The 19,438-nt window shown below is 43.5% G+C and carries 19 protein-coding genes; 7 read left to right on the top strand and 12 right to left on the bottom strand.

The features are described from left to right. The first annotated feature begins 5 nt into the window (after window positions 1-5). The 3 genes from NST33_RS23290 to NST33_RS23300 all read left to right on the top strand — a co-directional run bounded on the left by NST33_RS23290 (window position 6) and on the right by NST33_RS23300 (window position 4,912). Window positions 6-1,469: an ABC transporter permease subunit gene (locus NST33_RS23290; RefSeq protein ID WP_339305262.1), complete on the top strand. Its 1,464-nt coding sequence runs from the start codon at window positions 6-8 to the stop codon at window positions 1,467-1,469. A gap of 36 nt (window positions 1,470-1,505) precedes the next feature. Continuing rightward, on the top strand, window positions 1,506-3,017 hold the full coding sequence (locus NST33_RS23295; RefSeq protein WP_336765099.1) for an ABC transporter permease: 1,512 nt from the start codon (window positions 1,506-1,508) through the stop codon (window positions 3,015-3,017). 74 nt (window positions 3,018-3,091) lie between these two features. Then, window positions 3,092-4,912 (top strand): ABC transporter substrate-binding protein, encoded by a 1,821-nt coding sequence (locus NST33_RS23300; protein ID WP_339305264.1) that lies wholly within the window; start codon window positions 3,092-3,094, stop codon window positions 4,910-4,912. 60 nt (window positions 4,913-4,972) lie between these two features. Here NST33_RS23300 and NST33_RS23305 read toward each other — a convergent pair whose 3' ends face one another. From NST33_RS23305 to NST33_RS23315, 3 genes are all read right to left on the bottom strand, one after another. After that, window positions 4,973-5,617: a sugar O-acetyltransferase gene (locus tag NST33_RS23305; RefSeq protein WP_260632981.1), complete on the bottom strand. Its 645-nt coding sequence runs from the start codon at window positions 5,615-5,617 to the stop codon at window positions 4,973-4,975. Window positions 5,618-5,680: 63 nt separating this feature from the next. Beyond that, the gene (locus NST33_RS23310) at window positions 5,681-6,688 is read right to left on the bottom strand and encodes an ROK family protein (RefSeq protein ID WP_221824518.1); all 1,008 of its coding nucleotides are present in this window, start codon (window positions 6,686-6,688) and stop codon (window positions 5,681-5,683) included. Between the two features lie 494 nt (window positions 6,689-7,182). Beyond that, window positions 7,183-7,638, bottom strand: coding sequence for a hypothetical protein (locus NST33_RS23315; RefSeq protein WP_221824520.1), 456 nt, complete (start codon window positions 7,636-7,638; stop codon window positions 7,183-7,185). Window positions 7,639-7,776: 138 nt separating this feature from the next. On the opposite strand from NST33_RS23315, the gene NST33_RS23320 reads away from it, so the two are divergent. Both NST33_RS23320 and NST33_RS23325 read left to right on the top strand, forming a co-directional pair. After that, a complete protein-coding gene (locus tag NST33_RS23320) occupies window positions 7,777-8,046 on the top strand; it encodes a hypothetical protein (RefSeq protein WP_017687044.1) in 270 nt (89 codons plus the stop codon). Between the two features lie 229 nt (window positions 8,047-8,275). Further along, window positions 8,276-8,776, top strand: a complete 501-nt coding sequence (locus tag NST33_RS23325) for an AAA family ATPase (RefSeq protein ID WP_221824522.1) — start codon at window positions 8,276-8,278, stop codon at window positions 8,774-8,776. Between the two features lie 273 nt (window positions 8,777-9,049). Here the strand turns inward: NST33_RS23325 and NST33_RS23330 are convergent, their stop codons facing one another. The 5 genes from NST33_RS23330 to NST33_RS23350 all read right to left on the bottom strand — a co-directional run bounded on the left by NST33_RS23330 (window position 9,050) and on the right by NST33_RS23350 (window position 13,234). Beyond that, on the bottom strand, window positions 9,050-10,354 hold the full coding sequence (locus NST33_RS23330; protein ID WP_221824524.1) for an alpha/beta hydrolase: 1,305 nt from the start codon (window positions 10,352-10,354) through the stop codon (window positions 9,050-9,052). Window positions 10,355-10,505: 151 nt separating this feature from the next. Continuing rightward, entirely contained in the window at window positions 10,506-10,934 is a 429-nt protein-coding gene (locus NST33_RS23335) for a DUF3021 family protein (RefSeq protein WP_221824526.1), read from the bottom strand. A gap of 12 nt (window positions 10,935-10,946) precedes the next feature. After that, window positions 10,947-11,393: a LytTR family DNA-binding domain-containing protein gene (locus NST33_RS23340; protein WP_221824528.1), complete on the bottom strand. Its 447-nt coding sequence runs from the start codon at window positions 11,391-11,393 to the stop codon at window positions 10,947-10,949. A gap of 349 nt (window positions 11,394-11,742) precedes the next feature. Continuing rightward, window positions 11,743-12,282 carry a nucleoside deaminase gene (locus NST33_RS23345; protein WP_339178484.1) on the bottom strand — a complete coding sequence of 180 codons (540 nt, stop codon included), beginning with the start codon at window positions 12,280-12,282 and terminating at the stop codon, window positions 11,743-11,745. A gap of 214 nt (window positions 12,283-12,496) precedes the next feature. After that, window positions 12,497-13,234, bottom strand: coding sequence for a cyclase family protein (locus tag NST33_RS23350; protein WP_221824530.1), 738 nt, complete (start codon window positions 13,232-13,234; stop codon window positions 12,497-12,499). A 200-nt stretch (window positions 13,235-13,434) separates the two neighbouring features. Between NST33_RS23350 and NST33_RS23355 the strand changes: the two genes are divergently transcribed. Further along, a complete protein-coding gene (locus NST33_RS23355) occupies window positions 13,435-14,070 on the top strand; it encodes a type 1 glutamine amidotransferase family protein (protein ID WP_339185436.1) in 636 nt (211 codons plus the stop codon). Here NST33_RS23355 and NST33_RS23360 read toward each other — a convergent pair. Continuing rightward, a complete protein-coding gene (locus NST33_RS23360; RefSeq protein ID WP_221824783.1) occupies window positions 14,054-14,980 on the bottom strand; it encodes an NADP-dependent oxidoreductase in 927 nt (308 codons plus the stop codon). The two genes, NST33_RS23355 and NST33_RS23360, sit on opposite strands and share 17 nt — an antisense overlap. Window positions 14,981-15,175: 195 nt before the next feature. On the opposite strand from NST33_RS23360, the gene NST33_RS23365 reads away from it, so the two are divergent. After that, a complete protein-coding gene (locus tag NST33_RS23365) occupies window positions 15,176-16,054 on the top strand; it encodes a PhzF family phenazine biosynthesis protein (protein WP_221824532.1) in 879 nt (292 codons plus the stop codon). 65 nt (window positions 16,055-16,119) lie between these two features. Here NST33_RS23365 and NST33_RS23370 read toward each other — a convergent pair whose 3' ends face one another. The 3 genes from NST33_RS23370 to NST33_RS23380 form a co-directional block, all read right to left on the bottom strand. Continuing rightward, window positions 16,120-17,067, bottom strand: a complete 948-nt coding sequence (locus NST33_RS23370) for an alpha/beta hydrolase (protein ID WP_339305270.1) — start codon at window positions 17,065-17,067, stop codon at window positions 16,120-16,122. A gap of 110 nt (window positions 17,068-17,177) precedes the next feature. Next, complete coding sequence (locus tag NST33_RS23375; RefSeq protein ID WP_017687038.1) at window positions 17,178-17,894, bottom strand: expansin EXLX1 family cellulose-binding protein; 717 nt, start codon at window positions 17,892-17,894, stop codon at window positions 17,178-17,180. A 338-nt stretch (window positions 17,895-18,232) separates the two neighbouring features. Further along, complete coding sequence (locus NST33_RS23380) at window positions 18,233-19,438, bottom strand: cation:proton antiporter (RefSeq protein ID WP_221824538.1); 1,206 nt, start codon at window positions 19,436-19,438, stop codon at window positions 18,233-18,235.

The following is a 19,438-nucleotide window of genomic DNA, read 5'->3' on the forward strand; positions in this document are numbered from 1 at the left end:
CCTGAATGAGAGGAGGCACGCTTGGTTTGAATCTTGCAGAAGGCAGCAGACTCTCGCGGTTGGTGCACAATTTAAGTTTTATTTATGGCAAAATGCTACTTCATCCTTCCTACCGATATGTTCTGTTCATTCTTGGATTACCGATCAATCTGGTCGTGTTTCTAATATGGCGTTCGAATCGAAAAAATGACGGCTGGGTAGCTGCCAGACAGACAGCTGAGCAAGAACTGCTCGCTTCTTCTTACCGGAACAAGCTGAAGTTGGAAGTGGAAGATCAGCTGCGGCGCAAACATCGTTTCTTCCAGCAGCAGGTCAGTGAGGAAGAATTCAGACGTCAGACCGAGGAATGGTTGGAAGAAACGGTTCAGAATGAGTTGAAGGAGCGGATTTCTCGCATACTTCAGGAACAGGGAAGTCAACGTCTTACGATGGCCGATACATTCCACACCCTTATCGACAAACCGTGGTTTTTCGCGATATCCATTATTCCCGGCTGTCTGATGTATGGCATCCTCTTTTTGTATGGAAATCCTTATCTAAAGTACATATTTGAAAGAATACTGATGACGGTATTTGTCATTCTGGGCGTAGCCACACTCGTATTTACGATTTTGTATCTGTCTCCGTTCAACCCGGCAGCTAACATTCTCGGAGAGACAGCAACGCAGGAACAGATTGCAGCATTCAATCAGGTGTATGGCTTGGATCAGCCTTATCTTACACAGCTTTGGAACAATATTAAGGGAGTTGCTCTCTTCGATCTTGGCAAATCTTTTGCGGGAAATGAAGATGTCACAGCAACGATTGCAAGGAAGTTTCCAATTACCTTGACCCTCGCGGTCATCTCCCTGCTGTTAGCCCTTGTCATTGCATTACCTATCGGTATCATCTCAGCGATTAAGCCTAATTCATGGTTCGATTATACGTTTATGTTTATCGCTCTGATTGGATTATCGATCCCGAATTTCTGGCAAGGACTCATCTTCATTCTGAACTTTTCGATCAAATTGCAGTGGCTTCCCGCTACCTTCAACCCGCAAAATTGGCTGTCGATCATTATGCCAACCATTGTGTTAGGCACGGGACTCACGGCTGCGGTGGCACGGATGACTCGATCTTCCACACTGGAAGTCATTCATGAGGACTATGTGATGACCGCCCGCGCCAAGGGGTTAAGCGAACGTCAGGTCATGCTGAAACACGCTGTACGTAATGCATTGATTCCAATCGTTACTGTGGTTGGACTTCAATTCGGAGCCATGCTCGGGGGGGCAGCAGTGACGGAGAAAGTGTTTAATATCAGCGGTCTCGGCAGCTATATTGTGGATAAACAATTCATCCCCGATATTCCGAGTATCATGGGCGGAGTAATCTACACAGCAATTACGATCTCCATTATCAATGTAGCGGTTGATCTGCTCTACGCTTTTATTGATCCAAGAGTGCGCTCCAAGATGAAACAATATTAACGTGTGTGTTGAACTACCTCTTAAAGCAGGTGTATTATGACAAATTCATCCTTAACACAAGAAATGCGTTTCCGGCTTAAGTCTTCTCGAGAATACAGTCAGGCAAGCTTTGCCTGGATCACGTCCCTTCTCTTGACTGCATTATTGCTGTTCAATAGTTATGACTGGAGCGGGCAGACGTTCAAACCATATCTGCTAACGATACTTGGGATCTATGTATTCTTCACACTGGTCCAAAGTGTCATCACCCTTCGAATTCGAAAAGACTTGATCCGTACAGGTACGATCTCTACTCTGACACGCAGGATTGCCTGGGTTCAACTGCTTGCCATCATTTCAGGCAATATATTTATCGTAACGGCAGCCTTTCATCTGATTCGAAAAGCCAGGAATGTGGAGTATACCTTTGCGGTGTATATGCTGTTGACCCAGTTGTTCGTCATCGGTGTGTCCGCGTTAAATGTTTTCAAACCCTATGTGGCTGACAACTTTCTGCCAGCCATGGCGGTGCTCCTATTTATTTTCGTCATTGACCTGGTCGTACTGATTATCGTATCCCAATATAACGCGACCTCTATCCTCTCTCGCTGGATGATTGGTGTCAGTGTAGTACTGATTCTGACCTCAATCACAGGTAATGTATTTGCCCTATTGCTCGGCATTTCCATTATTGGACGTATTCGCAGACAGGGGAAACAAAAATCAAACTTCTGGAATGATCTGTGGGAGCGGCTTGCTCCGAATATGACTGCCATGTCCGGTTTGTTTTTTATCATTTTTCTGTTCTCGATATCGATCTGCAGCTTCTTTACCTTTGACTACAGCATGGCTGTGGAAAATAACTACTCGGCGCTGCTCCAACCGCCTTCCCTTGCGTATCCCTTGGGAACGGACGACTTCGGACGATGTTTATTTTCCCGGATTGTATTCGGTGCCCGGATCTCCTTGATCGTAGGTTGCATGTCGACCATCATTCCTGTGTTGATCGGTGGAGTCCTCGGAGCATTCTCCGGCTTCTACGGAAGGCATACGGATAACATCATCATGCGGCTGCTCGATATTCTCTATGCCATTCCGGGAATTCTGCTCGCCATTGCCATTATTGCGGCGTTTGGAGCCAATACGGTCAATCTCATTCTGGCGCTGAGTCTGGGTTCCATTCCAACTTACGCTCGTACCATGAGAGCCAGTGTGCTCTATGTATCTACTTTTGAATTCGTGGAAGCTGCACGTGCACTGGGGTACAACAATCGTACGATTATTTTCAAACACATTATTCCCAACTCCCTTGCGCCCATGATTATCAAGTCCACACTCACGATTGGTGGAGCCGTTATTGCTACCAGCAGCTTGAGTTATCTGGGACTCGGCGTGGAGCCGCATATTCCGGAATGGGGTAACATTCTGAAGCTTGGCAGTACATACCTGGAGACCCACTCTTATCTGGCGATTTATCCAGGCTTGGCTATTATTCTGCTGGTTCTTTCGTTTAACTTTCTCGGTGACGGTCTGCGTGATGCGCTTGATCCCAAGCTGGAGAAGGCCTAAATGATTCGTTGAAATAAAAGATATAGAAATAAAGAAATCACACATCACACAATCAAGATATGGAGGGTCATCCCATGAAAAAACGTACACTGATCTCATTGCTATTAATTCTTGTCATTGTGATTTCCGGCTGCAGTGTAAAAACGAAAACCGAATCCCAGGCGGAGACCACACCAGCGGATACAACAGAAACTGCACAAAAACCGGCTGACATTGAACTGCTCGCCATGAGTTCTTCCGAAAATGATGTAAACATTGTCCGCGACCAGCTGACCAAAAACGGCTTCAATGTGAAACTGAACCTGCAGCCGGATTACGGCAGCTTCAAATCCCAACAGGATGCAGGGAATTATGACATTGCCTTGTCCAGCTGGACAACGGTAACGGGAAATCCCGATTATGCGGTGCGTTCCCTTTTCAAAACAGGTGGAGATTACAGTATCCTTGCCGATGGGGAACTTGATAAGCTCATCGATCAGGCAGCTACTCAAACTCCAGATGAGTACAAAGACACGTACAAACAATTGGAAGATCGCTTGGTAACGGATCAGGCATATATCGCTCCTTTGTACATTTCCCTGAAAAGTCAGGCTGTGAACAAAGACATTCTGAATGTAGACACCGTTCGTCTCTCCAAATCCCGCGCCATGGCTTGGGAACCGATTGAATTCAAGGACAGCTCCAAAAATGCCAAAGATCCGTTGATTCTGACGCAAAGTGCATCCGTACTGACTTCCCTTGATCCAATCAAAGGAAACGACGGCTCCATCAACCAGTTGAACACCAATATGTACGTACGTCTCGTTAACTTGACGGATGACGATCAGCTGACAGCAGATGGATCACTGTCCCATAACTTTAGTATTGCTGAAGGTAATTCGGACTACTACTTCATTCTCAGAGACGATATCAACTTTGCGAAGATTGATAACAAAAAAGCTGTAGATACAGGAGAACGTGTCGGTGCAGATGATGTGATCTTCTCCCTGGATCGTGCTAAAAATAAAGATTCCGTTCCGGATCACCGGACGTACAGTCTGCATGAACACATCAAAGAAGCTGAGGTTGTAACGGATCTGAGTGCATTACAATCCATCAAACAATCCAGCGGTAACGGCACAATCCTCGAAGCATTGGAACAAGGATTGGGCAGCAAAATTACAGAACTCGTGACTGACAAAACCAAAGCAGATAATAGCGCAGGTAAATATCAGGTCGTTAAACTGACCACAACTGAACCTTTCCCGCAAGTTCTGAACTACCTGGCTCACCAATCTGCGGGTATCGTGTCCAAAAAACAGGTGGAGAGCATCAACACATATGATGTAGCTTCCTTTGACGTCAACAAAGATATTCCTTACGGTGATCAGAACACGGTGACTGAAGGCGCAGCATACAATAACACCCTTTATACTAGCGGACCTTATATTTTGTCTTATAAAAATGACTATGAAGGTGTGTTCTTAAAAAATCCGGCCTACCGTAAAGGCACGGAAGATGAGCCAAAAATTGCTCAGGTTAACGTCCGATTCATCGCGGATGCAGACAGCGCACTCTCTGCTCTTCGCAGCAGTGAAATTCACTTATACTACGGTGTACCTGAAACCAAGTATGACATCATCGAAAATGACAGCAAACTGAAACTGCAGAGTCTTCCAAGTAACGCTGTCTCCTATCTGTTGTTTAATACGGCCAATCGTGAAGTTGCCAAGAGCAGTGACCTGAGAAAAGCCGTGCTGTACTCCATTAATCAGGATGAGATTTTGAGTTTCTACAAGAACAACAAACTTAAAGCATACTCCACAGTAAGCCCGCTCGTTCAGACCGGGAATGAATTGAAAGCTGATCCTACAAAAGTAAAAGAATTCTTAAGCAATTATAACGCTTCCAAGTAAACGTATAACAAAAAAGGTTGTCACCAAGATCATCTATAAGATCTTGATGGCAGCCTTTTGTCATTCTTCCAGCACACGGCAATCTGCCAGAACATCGGGATAGTTTCGCATGCTGTCTTCATCAGTAATTTTGCGAATAACTTTGCACGGTACGCCTGCTGCAAAAGAATGCGGTGGAATATCACGAGTCACCACGCTACCTGCTCCGATCACACAGCCGTCTCCAATCGTTACGCCCCCGCATACTGTAACGTTTGCCGAGATCCATACATCGTTACCAATCGTGACCGGTTTGGCATAACATAGTGACTTCACATCACCGTTCTGGTCCACCATCCGTCTCCGCTCGCTGGCAATCATGGGGTGAATGGGAGTAACAATCGTGACATTGGGTCCAAAACTGGTATAGTCCCCGATCGTCACTTGTGCGTCGTCTTGTATCGTCAGATTGTAATTACCGAAGAAGTGATCGCCTATTCGGGTATGCACACCATAATGAAAAAAGATGGGGCCTTGCATGAATCCACCTTCCCCGATCTGCCCCAGTAACTGTTGCAATATCTGATTTCTTTCCTCAGTCTGTTCTTCAAAGGTCTGACTGTAACGCTGACTGAGATTATGGGCTCGCCTTTTGATGATCTTTAATTCGGGATCACTTGGACTAAACAACACGCCCTTCATGATTCTCTCTTCTTCACGCATCATGAATCCTCCTCTACGCTTGTTCCTGCAATTTGTAGAATTAAATCCACCAACATGACCTATGGGTCATAAGGCGTTTGATAGAATTCCTGACTTCAAGGCTTGAAGAACCATTTCTCGTAACCCAGCATCGAAATCATGTTGAAACGAGTCCTGATGTACAATCTCGGGCAACGACGGCATGGGATGATCCTTCCCGTACTGTTTCCATGCCAAGTCCAGCTCTTCTCTCTCCACCCGTTCCTGATAAATGACAATCTGGTGCGGGGCAACGACGGCATTAATCGTTTGCAGGATGTGACATACGTTCAGTACAAAATCATCTTTGCTCATGTCACGGTGCCAATCAGGTGAATAAGGAAGATATTTGATCTCACCAAACATCCCGTTTTTCCCACGGATCATCTGTCCATTCAACATCATGCCCATACCCGGCGGATATCGGTTCGGAAAATAAATTCCGGCTACATTCTGTTCCTTCATATCAGCATGCTGAGTACAGTATCCGCTAATCGCTGCATTAACATCATTTTCCACGAGAACTTTCAGTTGGAACTCGCTCTCGATCTCCCTGATCAGATGTGAATGGATAAGTTCTTCATGACTGCTCACTGTGATGTCTCCATCCACGGCTTGCCCCGGAATACCGATGCCGATCATATCAATGGACGGATACTCCGCAATGAAACGCGCGATAAGTTGCAGCACATGCTGTTTATCGAAAGCAGGCAAGAGACTCTCTTCCTTCAACACAACCTTATTCTCCAGATTCATGACCGTTGCCGAAATTAACTCCTGACCTTTCATCTCTTTGATGTAAAGAACAAGAGCAAGCTTGAAGTTATAATTATATCGATATGCCTGAGCAGGACGACCACCGTTAGACGGAACCACTTTATCCTGGAACAACTCTCCGCCATCACATAATTCCTGAATCAGCGCATTAATGGTAACTACACTAAGATTGGTTAGTAAAGCTAATTGTGGTTTGGTCGCCGTCTCAATCTGCTGCATGACTTCACGCACATTATTCAAATTGATGTATTTCATCATTGTAGCGTTGGCTTTTTTCATAACCCTCTCGTTTCTACTCTGGTTCAATTGAACCAAAGCAATGGTATGCATGTCATTTCACACCATATCATAACATAATACCTTACTCCAACACATGAGTTCCATCGTGCTGGCAAAGGATCGAAATCGGCAGAGTTGCATTGTTCACTCAAACAAATCATCCATCGACTTCACAGGCTTCACTTCTATCGGTTGCTTGGACAAGGCCATACTTACCTCCCCGTTTCATGTGGATTATGATTTTGCGATACTTACCACATGTGACTATTTCTCTAGTTAATAAACAAACTTTATAAAGTATGTTACGTAAGTATGCGAGGATAATAGTTCTTTGTCAATATGATTTAGATTTATCCGAGCCCTTTTCAGTCCAAGGAAGATGTGGACAACATGACTACAACAACGCGTATTATCTCGATGCCCATAAAAAAATAACTGCCGAAAGAATCATTTAACGATTCTTTCGGCAGCCGTTTGTTCAATATACAAGCAGTTTATTTTGAATAGATTTGTTGTACCCCGGGCAATAAGGTCACAACTTGAATACCCACTCCCCATGCAAAATAGACCAAGTGAATGATAGAAACATCCTGAATCCAGTACACCTGCGCCATAATCCAGATGATGAGAGCAAACCCTGTATACAATGAAAAAGTCCAAGCCCAATAGCGGTCAGGATAGAGATTCATTCTCTCACCCATCCCCCAATGAACGTAGCGGATGAGCGAAATAGCAATCGTTGTAGGCATCACGCCAAGAACCAGCAATAGGATGATCCCCGGGAACAAAAAACTGGCAAACGGAGAATTCTCTAACAAAGATGCGGGCAAATTCACCATACTTCCGGATGGGTCTATGATTAAAATGATGCCTCCAATGATCGCCCCAATCCCCAGCATTCCAAGCATCAACATGAGTAACCACGATCTGCCTATACGTTGCTTCATCATGAATGGCTCCTTCCTTTCTCTCGTTTCTCAACTTCATATATGGAGGATTATGCTCAAACCCTCTAGTACCATTCTCACACATGCCGCGTATTGTTCCTGTGCTTCTTTTCACTATATAGATCTCGAAAATCATTCGTAATGGAAAAACTTGATAAAAGAACGTACGTTCGGTATAATGAGATTATCCTGAATAAGCGAGAGGCAGATATGGACGACAAATTTATTAAGGAATTACGCGAGATTAGTCGGGATGACAGACGAAGATCGGAATTTATGATTCAAGGCTTGAAGGAAACACTGCAAGAACGCAAAGAAGAAGGCATACTCAAGCGCTGGATACGGCGTAAGAAAACAGAGAAAAAAATCTCTCAAAGATTTAATCAAGATCCTCACTCGGATCAAAAGTAACAACATAAAAAGGAGGCGGAATACGCCTCCCTTGCTATTTACATATTTGAATCATTTAGACTTTGTTAGTTGTGACTTAACCCATAAGTTTGCCAAAATACAATTTTTTGTTTCAATAGGTCAAATCCTAGCTAGACTTGGTTCCTGATAAGTTTCTTACCTGTTGCCAGTTTATTGCCTTTATGTGTTAATCTAGTCCAAGGGACTTTCTTATAAAGGGAGTGAAAATATGACAAATACTTCGGACTCAATATCAATAAAGAAGGTGATAATTCTGGTGACAGGAATGTCGGGTACAGGTAAATCAACGGTTCTAGGCGAACTTGCTCATAGGGGGCATAGAATTATCGATACCGATTATGATGGTTGGAGTGAGAATGTGGATGGTTCTGGGTGGTTATGGAACGAGAATCGAATTGATGAGCTGCTCACTGAACATAGCGAAGGTACTTTATTCATTTCAGGTTGTGTATCAAATCAGAGGAAGTTTTACCCGATGTTTGACGCAGTAGTGTTGTTAAGTGTACCCCTCGAAGTAATCCTTGAACGTATAGCTTCCCGTAAGACAAACGATTATGGAAAAACTGTCGAACAACGTGAAGAAATTATAAAAAACGTCGCTAGTGTTGAACCCCTCTTACGTGCTGGAGCTACTGTTGAGATCGACACCAGGAAGCCACTTGATGATGTTGTAACCGAGCGTGAGCTCATTGCCAACTCCACTAGCTAATCACTTCTTCGCACTGTACAAAACCGCCCAGTTCGACCAATTTAAGTACCTTGTTAAACTAACCTGCCCGCTAGTTGAATAAAAGCATCCAATCACAATGGTCGGCTGCTTTCTTAGTTTTATTGAATTAACGTTTCCCGTTAGTTTAATAATCTAGTATATAAAGATTATACTGCTTCCTATCGCTCCATCTTTGTCATTGGCATAATTTATCTTGTGTTCACAATTGTTTTACTTGCCCACATTACTTAAATTCATTAACTCGACAGATACTTAATACGTCGCTTTTGGAGCAAACTGACCTTGATTCTTTAGCACAGAGTCAAAAAAACGAAGGATAAGTTCATTTTGAGTTTCAATCGCATAATACTTATCGATATCTGCTTTTCCACCCTGCAACAGGTCTGCCAATATAGGAGAGAATAAAGGTAGATCAGTCAAACTTAAATGTTTTGCGCCTTTAAAATGAACGGTGTATGCTCCTTTAAAATTTTCATTTGAAATTTTATTCGCGATATAAGAAGAGCTGCTGTCCAGCTGTACCCATACATCATCCGAATAAATGTTAAGAAGCGGGATTGTGTAAGCTTCGGATTTTACAGATAGTTCGTTCGTAGCTTCATCATACGAAAGCTCGCTAAAGAACGGAGAATCTATATTTACCACTGCGTCAATGTCATCGCGTTCTCTGCCCAGTGCTACGCTTGCCGCTCCACCCATAGAATGACCGAACACGCCTATTTTTTGTATATCGATTCGCTCATATACAGGATCTTTATTTTGCCCTGCTTGTTCTAAAATAGTATCCATGACAAAATCCATATCATCAGTTCGCATTGTTATCCATTTTTGAGTAAGCTCGAAATACTCACCAAGCGAATAAAAACCTGCTTTATTTGCATTGTTGACTTCTTGCATATACTCGGGGTTAACTGTCACAATCTTTCCAGCCTCGGAAATGGTATAAAAAGAATGATAAGGATGATCAATGGAAACGACGACATAACCGTGGCTCGCAAGTTCTGTAAAGGTAGAAGTGTTGCTTGCTTTAATACCGAATGCTCCATGGGAGAACATAAGTAAAGGATAGGTTGCGTCTGCATTTTCAGGATACCAAAATTCTACATTAACAAACCGATTGTTTTCTCGATCCGTAAATTCTTCAATACGATTCATGTCCACATAGCTGTAAGTGGCGGTGGCCACTGCATACGGACCTGTCACTTGTGGCAATTTATACTGTGGAAAAAGTAAAACCGGAACAAGAGTGACAACGATAGTCAGTGCTAGCAAAAGGAATTTCAAAATCGTAGAAAAAACTTTGTAACCCGGAGTATGTGTTTGTTTGCGCAGGAGTGCAACCATTTCTTTGAAAGCTAATATAAAGAGCAAGCCTGCAAACAGCCCCCAAGTGTACTCCCATACGACGATGTTCCCTAAGATCAGCATTATGAATACTATAAATGTTGTGATTCTCATCAAACTCTTTATCTTGCTGTGGCTTTGCTTGGTTGCAATGGAATAAACGGCAATTGCAAGCTCAAAAACCAACATAACAATAAGTATTAAAATTTCCATAAGTCTTCTCTCCTCCTCCAACTTTTTATGAGTTCATCATAAGAAATGGTAGAGGATGTGTATACGCATAAACGATAAGCTGTAGCTGAAGGCCACTAAGTTGTAAAAAACAACGCAATGAAGTGTACTTACTCTGCGTTGTGTATACCTTCTAATTCTCGTTTTTAAATGTTTTTAATCTTTTATTAATCATTTGAGCTTCCTTTTTGTCGCTCCTATAGGCCAGCAGGCGAACGATCGCATATACTACGGCAATTTGCAAAGCCAATAATAATATACCGGAAGTGGTGTATACGAGATTCAATATGACAGCGAGAGAAATTAAAACAGATTCCAGAAAGAGAAAATGAAAAACTACCCACAAGCGCATTTTATTCTCGCTAATCGAATGCGGCATATATAATATGATTCCAGTTAAAGCACCCAGAAAAGAGAACGCCATAATTGTGAAAATCGTGTTTAACTCAAAACTAGAATCAGGAGTATAGATTTGCCGTAATATAGCGATGATTATCATGATGGAGGCGAATATAATTAAGAAATCTCTGATCATTTCTTTGATGAGGCCAAAATACTTCATGTAGGTCCCCCTTTATAATCCAAGCATGTGCTTAAGCATGGGCACATACTGCCGTGATATGACTACCTTTTCCCCGTTATCCAATAATGCCTGAAAACGGCCGCTAATCGACGGATGAATACTAGTAATCTTAGCTATATTTAGGATGGTGGATTTGGAGGCGCGAAAACAATGCTTCTCTCTGCATAGTTCCTCAAGTTCATAAAGCTTTTGTTTGACTTCATGAACGTTGTTCTTACCATACGCAAACACTCTGCCGTCAACAGCTTCAAAATAATAAATATCACTAAGTTTGATACGGCTGATCTTATCCTCATGGTAACCAAGTATAATGAGCGTTTCGGTTTTTATTTTATTAACGAGCTCATATATTTCTTCGTCTACCTGGTGACACCTGATGCGGATCTCCTCTTCTTCTGTATGGTCTATAACTTCGATGAAAATTTCGATGAAAATCACCTCAAAAACTCGAATTAAAACTTGTTAACGTTTATAACATGAATCATAAATCCAAATAATCAGATAATCTCGATTTCCACGCCTTTCTAAATTAGAAGTAGGTCCTGGTGCTTGCGAACTTATCGGCGTCCAATAATGTCCTTATTACCTTAATTTTAAAGTCGTCCCTCCAGAAACAAATTGACATAACCCTATTATAATTTTCCGTGTTCCATTGATTCCTCCTCTTCGTTCAGGTATATTACCACTCATCTTACTGGAATATAGTAGAATAATCTATTTTATGCTTACTGTTCATTTAAGCTAACCTGCCCGTTAGCTTAATACATCAGGTGCAAAGTTTCATTTATTATTGAACAGTTTCATTTACTAATTCATCATTCCAATGATTATCGCTATACCCACGGCTGTTGTTCCATTCTGCTAACATTTTTCTTTGTCTCAACTCTAAATCTCTGTAAGGGGCTGCAACAAACACGATGTCGTGGAACAGATCATTATAAATAGGTAATTCGCTATTTAATTCCTTGAATTTTTTAAATGCACCTATATCCCTATCATTTGCAGCCCAAACCACTTTTTTAATCAAAGACAACACGATTGTACCTGTGCACATGGGACAAGGCTCACAGGTAGTATATAAGGTAAGTTCGTTCTTTGGAATAAATTTCTTGCTCTCAAGATGAAGTATCACATTTCCGGCTTTTCTTATAGCGTCCACTTCGGCGTGAGCTGTAGAATCACAGCTTAAAAAAACTCTGTTCCTACCTCGGCTTACAACTGAACCATCTGCATCAACAATAATTGCACCGATAGGAAAAGTACCTTCATCTCTAGCCTTTTCTGCTTCTTCAAAAGCTAACAGAAGGTTTTCGTAATGCTTGTCCATCTTATACACACCCCATCTCAGTAATTCCCAATAATAATATATTCCAGAAATATACTGCTACTCCTTCTCCCATAATGCTAATTTTTCTTGTACGGCTACGCTAACCTGCCAGTTATCTTAACTGAAAAACAGCCGACTATTTAGCCGGCTGTCTACTTGAGTATTCTGAGTTCTGTGCCTGATTTATCTATTTCAGCTTTTGATCTAGCTAGTTTTACGGCAAAATGGCAAAAGACCGGACTGGAAAGCCAGATGCTTTCTCCGCTTTGGGTACAATATTGAAAATAACAGCGCCTTTAGCCGGCACCTGATCCAGGTTTGTTAACAGCTCGACCTGGTATGTATCCTGAGCAAGTACATAATATTCTGCCAGAAGTGCTCCATTCTTCTGATAATCCACCGCTGAATCCGTGTCAAAGGTTTCATGCCCAATGGCTTGTACTTTTCTCTCCTCAAATAAAAACATGAGCGCACTAACCGACCATCCGGGTGCATGACTGTTGCCCTCCGCATCCTTGTTATCAAATGTTTCATGGTTAGGCCAGCGTTTGCTCCAATCGGTACGTAAGGCTACAAAGCTTCCAGCTTCAATCACGCCATGCTCTCTTTCAAATGCAAGAATATGCTCCACTTCCAGTGTAAAATCCGGATTGTTCTCTACTTCGGCAGACTGGTCAATGACCACAAGCGGGAGCACAAGCTCCTTCAAACCTAGTTCATCCAGATACCGGGTATCCCGAACGAAGTGGATCGGCGCATCAAGATGTGTCCCGTATTGACCCGGGAACTTGAAGCTCTGGGCAAAGAAGCCTTGATCGTGATCAAACAGTGTATCGAATTGCGCTGCTTCGAAAGCTGAAAAATGTGGAGAGCCTGGACCAAACGTATGAGTCAGATCCACCCATTTCTTTTCTTTTAACAATTGAATGGCTTGAATGAGTTCGTTGGACATCCTAATCACCTCATGCACAAAATGGAATAAATTTCTCCTATTATATCTTATTCCATTACAATTGGGGAGAATACCTATATTGGTTGGCAGGGCAGTTAATTTTCAAATTTAAAAACTTCACTGACCGTAGATGTCAGTGAAGTTTTTTTATAATAGGAGAGTAATCCATTCAATCATGAATAACAAAAGGAGCGTGTATGATGCAAACGAAGAACGTATATCTATATGTATTTGATACGATGTCAGACTGGGAGATAGGATATCTAACTGCTGAATTGAACTCGGGAAGGTATTTCAGGAAAGAGATCAAGCCTTTACAGGTCGTAACCGTAGGCGTGGATAAACATCCGGTAACTACCATGGGCGGATTGAACATCCTTCCTCATATTTCTATTGATGAATGTTCATTGAAAGGTGACGACGTCATCATTCTTCCAGGAGGAAACACCTGGATGGACACCATCCATGATCCCCTATTGAAAAAAGTTGCTGCCTCTATAGAAGAGGGTACGGTTATTGCAGCGATTTGCGGTGCGACTGTTGCACTTGCAAAAATAGGGATACTGGATTCCAGACAACATACAAGCAATGATTTAGAATACCTGAAGATGATATGCCCAGAATATACTGGGGAAACATATTATCAAACGGAGCCAGCAGTAACCGATGGAAATCTAGTTACTGCATCTGGAATAGCTCCGTTAGAATTTACGATGCATGTGTTGAAGCTGTTGAATGTCTTTGCACCAGAAACATTACAGGCCTGGTTCAATCTGTATCAGACTCATGAGTCCAAATACTTCTACCAGTTAATGAATTCTATTGCACCTGAATAACCAGTTTCCCTCGGGTATGATGGGTTTCACTCTTCTCATGTGCTTCCCTTACTCCCTGTTGAGTTAGCGGGTACGTTCCATCAATAATCGATTTGAGCTTGCCTTCCGCAGCCAGTTCAGCCAGCTGATCCAGTTGATCCCCTTTGGGCTCCATCATGAAGACGTTGGCCGTTACTCCGGCTTCCTTAGCAAGCTTCTCATCCGGTTGTTCCACCAAGGACACGAGATGTCCGCCAGACTTTAACACTTTGAAGCTGTCGCGCTGAATATCACCGCCCATGGTGTCCAGTACAACATCATAACCGGAGAGAATCTCCGAGAAATCTTCTTTTTTATAGTTGATAAAATGATCCACACCCAACGAGCGAAGCAACGCTTCGTTTGATTCACTTGCCGTGGAAGCCACTTCAGCGCCTAGGGACTTGGCGATCTGAATTGCATATGTTCCCACACCACCTGCACCAGCATGAATGAGTAACTTCTGCCCTTTGCCTAAACGTCCATGATCCACAAGGGCTTGCCAAGCCGTCATCGCAGCCAGCGGGATCGCTGCCGCTTCCTCGAAACTCAGTTGCTCCGGTATACGGGCTATAATGTCTGCATCGACAGCAACATATTCTGCATAGGTCCCGAATTGACGCGGACGCGCAAATACCCGATCACCTTCTCTGAACCGCGTGACATTGGAACCTGCTTCAGCCACAATACCCGCAACATCGCCGCCCAGAATCAACGGAAAATTCTCCGCTGCTTCTTTCATATCACCTTGTCTGATTTTGAAGTCTACCGGATTCACCGATGTGGCATGCGTTCGGATTAACACCTGATTCACTCCACATCTTGGCTTGGCTACTTCCTGTTCCTTCAATTGTTCCGCTCCACCAAATTCCTCAATCACAATTGCTTTCATTAGAGATCCCAGCCTTTCCATTGGATTATCGTTATGCTCTCCTCCATCATTACCCTTTCCCAGCAATCACTTGACCTATTCATTCAAAATTCACAACAATCTGAGATTCACAAGCCAATTCAACAATCGTGATATAATGTCGATTAGTGATGAAGTTAAATCTTAACCCAATAACTGAACAAGCGAGGTAACACGATGGAAGTAGAAGTAAGTACATTACATGCATTTTCGGATCAGGCTCATGGAGGAAACCCCGCAGGTGTTGTTTTACAAGCAGCACATTTGTCTGAAACCCAGATGCAGGAGATTGCCAGACAAGTCGGTTTTTCAGAGACTGCATTTGTTATGCCGTCGGATCAGGCAGATTTCAAAGTGCGTTACTTTACCCCAAGTGATGAAGTCGATCTATGTGGACATGCCACAATTGCTTTGTTTTATCTAATGAAGACACAGCTGCTCGTTAATGTTGGTACATATACACTGGAGACACTGGCCGGAATTCTTAAAGTTGATATCGAAGTCAATGGAGAAGTCTATCTGTCTCAGACGTTGCCGGAGTTTGGGGAGATCGTGGATCGACAGCAGATTGCCGATTCGTTACGTATTTCTATGGAGGATTTGCATGCTGAACTACCTGTACAGATTGTGTCTACCGGGCTACCCGATATCATGATAGCCGTTAAAGATATTGATGTTCTAACCAAAATCGATCCTGACTTCCAGCGTATCACTGAAATAAGTAGGGCTCATCATGCCATAGGTTATCACGTGTTTACACTCGAATCAGATGATATGAACGTTCTCGCAGAATGCCGTAATTTTGCACCGCTTTATGATATACCGGAAGAGAGCGCAACGGGCACATCCAATGGTGCAATGCTCTGTTATTTATCCCAGTACAACCAGCTTACAGATCCTCATCTTCACACGTACACGATCAGACAAGGGTATACCATGAACCGCCCCTCCGAGATCCGAGCCAGATTAACGCTGGGCAGCTCTAATGAAATCACACAGATTCAGGTTGGCGGTAGTGCAGTTCATATCAAGAACATTAAAATACACCTCCCTTAATGGGAGGTGTTTTACGTACTTAGGATTTTAGAATTATGTACTTGAAGCAATATCATGATCTTAAATCATTGAATTTGTTGTAAAAATCGTAGTACCGCTACCTCCAACTGGTTCAGTCCTGGCTGCTCTATAGGAAAATGGCCTGCCCCTTCCAAGATCACACATTCCTTGTCTACCACCAGACGATCAAAAAAAGATTGGCTGAACCTGATTGGTGTCATGGGGTCCAGTTCAGGGTGAACCAACAGGACCGGACACTGGCTGAACTGTTCCGGGCTTACCTCCGATTTTTTATTAAGGAATGTTCTTAATAATTCCAACGGAATACGTGCAGCTGCCGCTTGTGGATCATCCATAATAAGCCGGGTTAAGTCCTTGTTATTGGTAATCAGTTGCATCCGGGATACCTGCTTGACCGAAATACGTACATGATCCAGCAGACCAGGGAACATATCCATCATCCGTTTTCCCGCCCGGCTTACCAGACGATTCGGCGCAAGCTGGTCACGCATTTCCGGGTTACTCGTATCTACAAATGTAGTTGCGATCAAACCCTTAACACACTTGCTGCGTGCACTGGTGTGATAGGCAAGCATACCTCCGATACTACTTCCCAATACAACGATTGGCTTGCCGTCTTTCTTGTATTCCCGTTCGATGAGTGACACAAGCAGCTCTATCCATAGTTCGTAGTTGATACGTGTACCAGACATTGCGTAACTTAACCCATACGGTGGAAGATCCGGCGACACCACCTCGTACCCATGCCGCTGCAACATACGGGCATACGGAGCAAGTAACCTGCCATTGCCTCCCGCCCCATGAATGAACAGGATTTTGATTGAAGACTCCGGCGCAGGCAAGCGGTCGATATGCAGATGAACCCCATTTGACTCCGACCATTCTTCCTCAGGAACTGTATGCTCCCCTAGCCTGACTTCTTCCGGGAAAAAGGCCTGATACTGTTTCCAATAGGGATGTGTTGTCTGATAGGAAGGCAAACTTTTTTTCATACGGGTACATTCTCCTCTTTTCGTATACAAAAAAAGCCGTACAGTGTACGACTTTTCGTTAAGAATTCGTCTATGACCATACTTCTTTTTATAACACCTTCATATATCTGTCAATCGGGAAACTGTACATTGCCCGGTACAATATATGCACCACCTGACCCATCATTAGGCAGAGCCGGGATCGTGTCATTCAATACCTGACCGCGAATATCGGTAATACGAACGTTTAATTTTTCTTTGCCCAGTCCAGTTCCGAGGAAATGATTATAGTCTTGCTTTTCAAGATTGAGCCACGTGCCATCCTTCTGTTTCACTTCGAACTTTAGCACCGGATATTTGTGATTACGAACCTGAATGGCTGCCCACCACTGACTGCTGCCTTCCTTAATCCGATAGGAGACGTTGCCTTGAATTGGGGCTTTGACCACTTTCCAGCTGATATTGATTTTGCCTGCCTTTGGGTCACCGATCAGGTTAAAGGCATTCGGTGAGAGATCCAGCGCTCCGCTGGCGCCTTCTGGATAAAGGTCTGTTACATAGACGGTTGTTTTGCCTTTAGGACCCTGCACCTCGAGATAGGCTCCCGCTAAGGCGGCTTTGACACCGTTATAATTGAGTTGGAACGGATTAAGTGCAGTAATTTTCATGTCCGCCGGGATGGGATCAAGCAACACTGCACCTCCCGAGTAACCTGAGCCTGTATACGTCGCGTAACCCTGATATGTATCGTTCCATGCGGCAGATGCAGGTAGAGCAAATAATACGAGACTGAGCAACATCCCTGTACCGGCCCATTTTAACCGTTGAAATCTACTTTTCTTGTTCATGAGCTATTCCTCCTCTACGTTCTCGTGTAAATGGTTGGTTCAACTACTAGATTTGAATATAACATTATTTTACATAATAACTGTTTATTTTCAATCCCTCTCTATTAAATCACATCCAAAGTCCCGTCTCTGAACTTGGATATTCACGACCACGCACAAGATATGGATACATACCATAAATTGGTGGAATGAGCATGATTACAAGCCGATATTTGGTCGATTCCCAATAATAAAAAAAGCGCCACACCCCGGAGTAATTTCTCTCTCCAAATGGTGTGACGCCTATTAAACACTACGGTTCGAATATCCGGTCTGTCCAAGGACAGCCAGCGTTAGACTCAACCCGTTTCCCTTCGTTTCATCCGCTTCCTTAGTCGCTCATACGATGCGTAAATCCGCGGAGATTCTTTTGTCAGGATAGGCCCCAGCACAGCCAGAATTAACACATACAACACGGCAAACGATTGGATGGATGCCATCAGCCCTCCGGCCTTGCCGATGTTCGCCATGATAATGGAGAATTCGCCCCGCGAGACCAGGGTAAAGCCCACATTCAACGAGGCCTTAGGGCTCATTCCAGCCAGTCTGCCAGCGATCATACCTGCACCATAGTTACTGGCGATCGTCAGAATAACGGCAATAATCGTCATCCCAACAGCTCCGCCAAGTGAAGCCGGCTCGATGGTCAGGCCAAAACTGAAGAAGAAAATTGCACCAAAAAAATCTTTGAAAGGCATGATCTGATGTTCAATCCGACTCACATGTCTTGATTCGCCCAACACAAGCCCCATCATCAACGCTCCAATAGCTTCCGCTACGTGCAGCGTCTCCGAGAAACCGGCCACCAGGAAAAGCAGTGTCATGACGGTAAGCAGAAACAACTCTGATGACTTGATATTCAGTGCCTTATCAATATATTTGATGCTTTTCCTGCCAATAATCAGGAACAGCACAATAAACAGCAGGGCAGACAGCGATACCAGCAGAACACTTAAGAATGAAGTTGCCCCGCTGAGCACAAGCCCAGTCAGGATGGAGATATGAATCGCGATGAACAAGTCATCAAACATGATCATGCCCATGATAATCTCTGTTTCAGGGTTTGCCGTGCGTTTCAGATCAACGAGCACTTTAGCTACAATGGCTGTAGAAGAGCTGGTCATGATCCCGCAGACAACAAGTGTCTCCTGAAGGGGCAGATCCATGAACCACCCCAACAGCAATCCAGAGACAAAATTTAGGCCTACATAGAACATGCCCCCGGTCAGAATGGCTTTACCAGACTTTAATAAACGGGAGACCGAGAACTCCAAACCCAGATAAAATAACAAAAACAGAATGCCAAGCCTGCCCATAAATTCAATAAAGGTCGAACTTTCGATAAAACGTAAATCCACTATGCCAATCTGTGGTGCATGTGGTCCAACAGCCATACCAATGAGGATATAGAAAGGAATGACCGAAAATCGTAATTTTGAAGATATCAGCCCAGTAAGTGTAATCAGCGCAACGGCAATTCCCACTTCGAATATGAGCATATCCAT

The organism is Paenibacillus sp. FSL L8-0435 (assembly GCF_037965655.1).
GTDB lineage: Bacteria > Bacillota > Bacilli > Paenibacillales > Paenibacillaceae > Paenibacillus.

Coding starts and splice junctions, on each gene's coding strand:
- NST33_RS23290 (WP_339305262.1), top strand. CDS start 6: ATGAGAGGAGGCACGCTTGGTTTGAATCTTGCAGAAGGCAGCAGACTC.
- NST33_RS23295 (WP_336765099.1), top strand. CDS start 1,506: ATGACAAATTCATCCTTAACACAAGAAATGCGTTTCCGGCTTAAGTCT.
- NST33_RS23300 (WP_339305264.1), top strand. CDS start 3,092: ATGAAAAAACGTACACTGATCTCATTGCTATTAATTCTTGTCATTGTG.
- NST33_RS23305 (WP_260632981.1), bottom strand. CDS start 5,617: ATGATGCGTGAAGAAGAGAGAATCATGAAGGGCGTGTTGTTTAGTCCA.
- NST33_RS23310 (WP_221824518.1), bottom strand. CDS start 6,688: ATGAAAAAAGCCAACGCTACAATGATGAAATACATCAATTTGAATAAT.
- NST33_RS23315 (WP_221824520.1), bottom strand. CDS start 7,638: ATGATGAAGCAACGTATAGGCAGATCGTGGTTACTCATGTTGATGCTT.
- NST33_RS23320 (WP_017687044.1), top strand. CDS start 7,777: ATGGAAAAACTTGATAAAAGAACGTACGTTCGGTATAATGAGATTATC.
- NST33_RS23325 (WP_221824522.1), top strand. CDS start 8,276: ATGACAAATACTTCGGACTCAATATCAATAAAGAAGGTGATAATTCTG.
- NST33_RS23330 (WP_221824524.1), bottom strand. CDS start 10,354: ATGGAAATTTTAATACTTATTGTTATGTTGGTTTTTGAGCTTGCAATT.
- NST33_RS23335 (WP_221824526.1), bottom strand. CDS start 10,934: ATGAAGTATTTTGGCCTCATCAAAGAAATGATCAGAGATTTCTTAATT.
- NST33_RS23345 (WP_339178484.1), bottom strand. CDS start 12,282: ATGGACAAGCATTACGAAAACCTTCTGTTAGCTTTTGAAGAAGCAGAA.
- NST33_RS23350 (WP_221824530.1), bottom strand. CDS start 13,234: ATGTCCAACGAACTCATTCAAGCCATTCAATTGTTAAAAGAAAAGAAA.
- NST33_RS23355 (WP_339185436.1), top strand. CDS start 13,435: ATGCAAACGAAGAACGTATATCTATATGTATTTGATACGATGTCAGAC.
- NST33_RS23360 (WP_221824783.1), bottom strand. CDS start 14,980: ATGAAAGCAATTGTGATTGAGGAATTTGGTGGAGCGGAACAATTGAAG.
- NST33_RS23365 (WP_221824532.1), top strand. CDS start 15,176: ATGGAAGTAGAAGTAAGTACATTACATGCATTTTCGGATCAGGCTCAT.
- NST33_RS23370 (WP_339305270.1), bottom strand. CDS start 17,067: ATGAAAAAAAGTTTGCCTTCCTATCAGACAACACATCCCTATTGGAAA.
- NST33_RS23375 (WP_017687038.1), bottom strand. CDS start 17,894: ATGAACAAGAAAAGTAGATTTCAACGGTTAAAATGGGCCGGTACAGGG.
- NST33_RS23380 (WP_221824538.1), bottom strand. CDS start 19,438: ATGGATATGCTCATATTCGAAGTGGGAATTGCCGTTGCGCTGATTACA.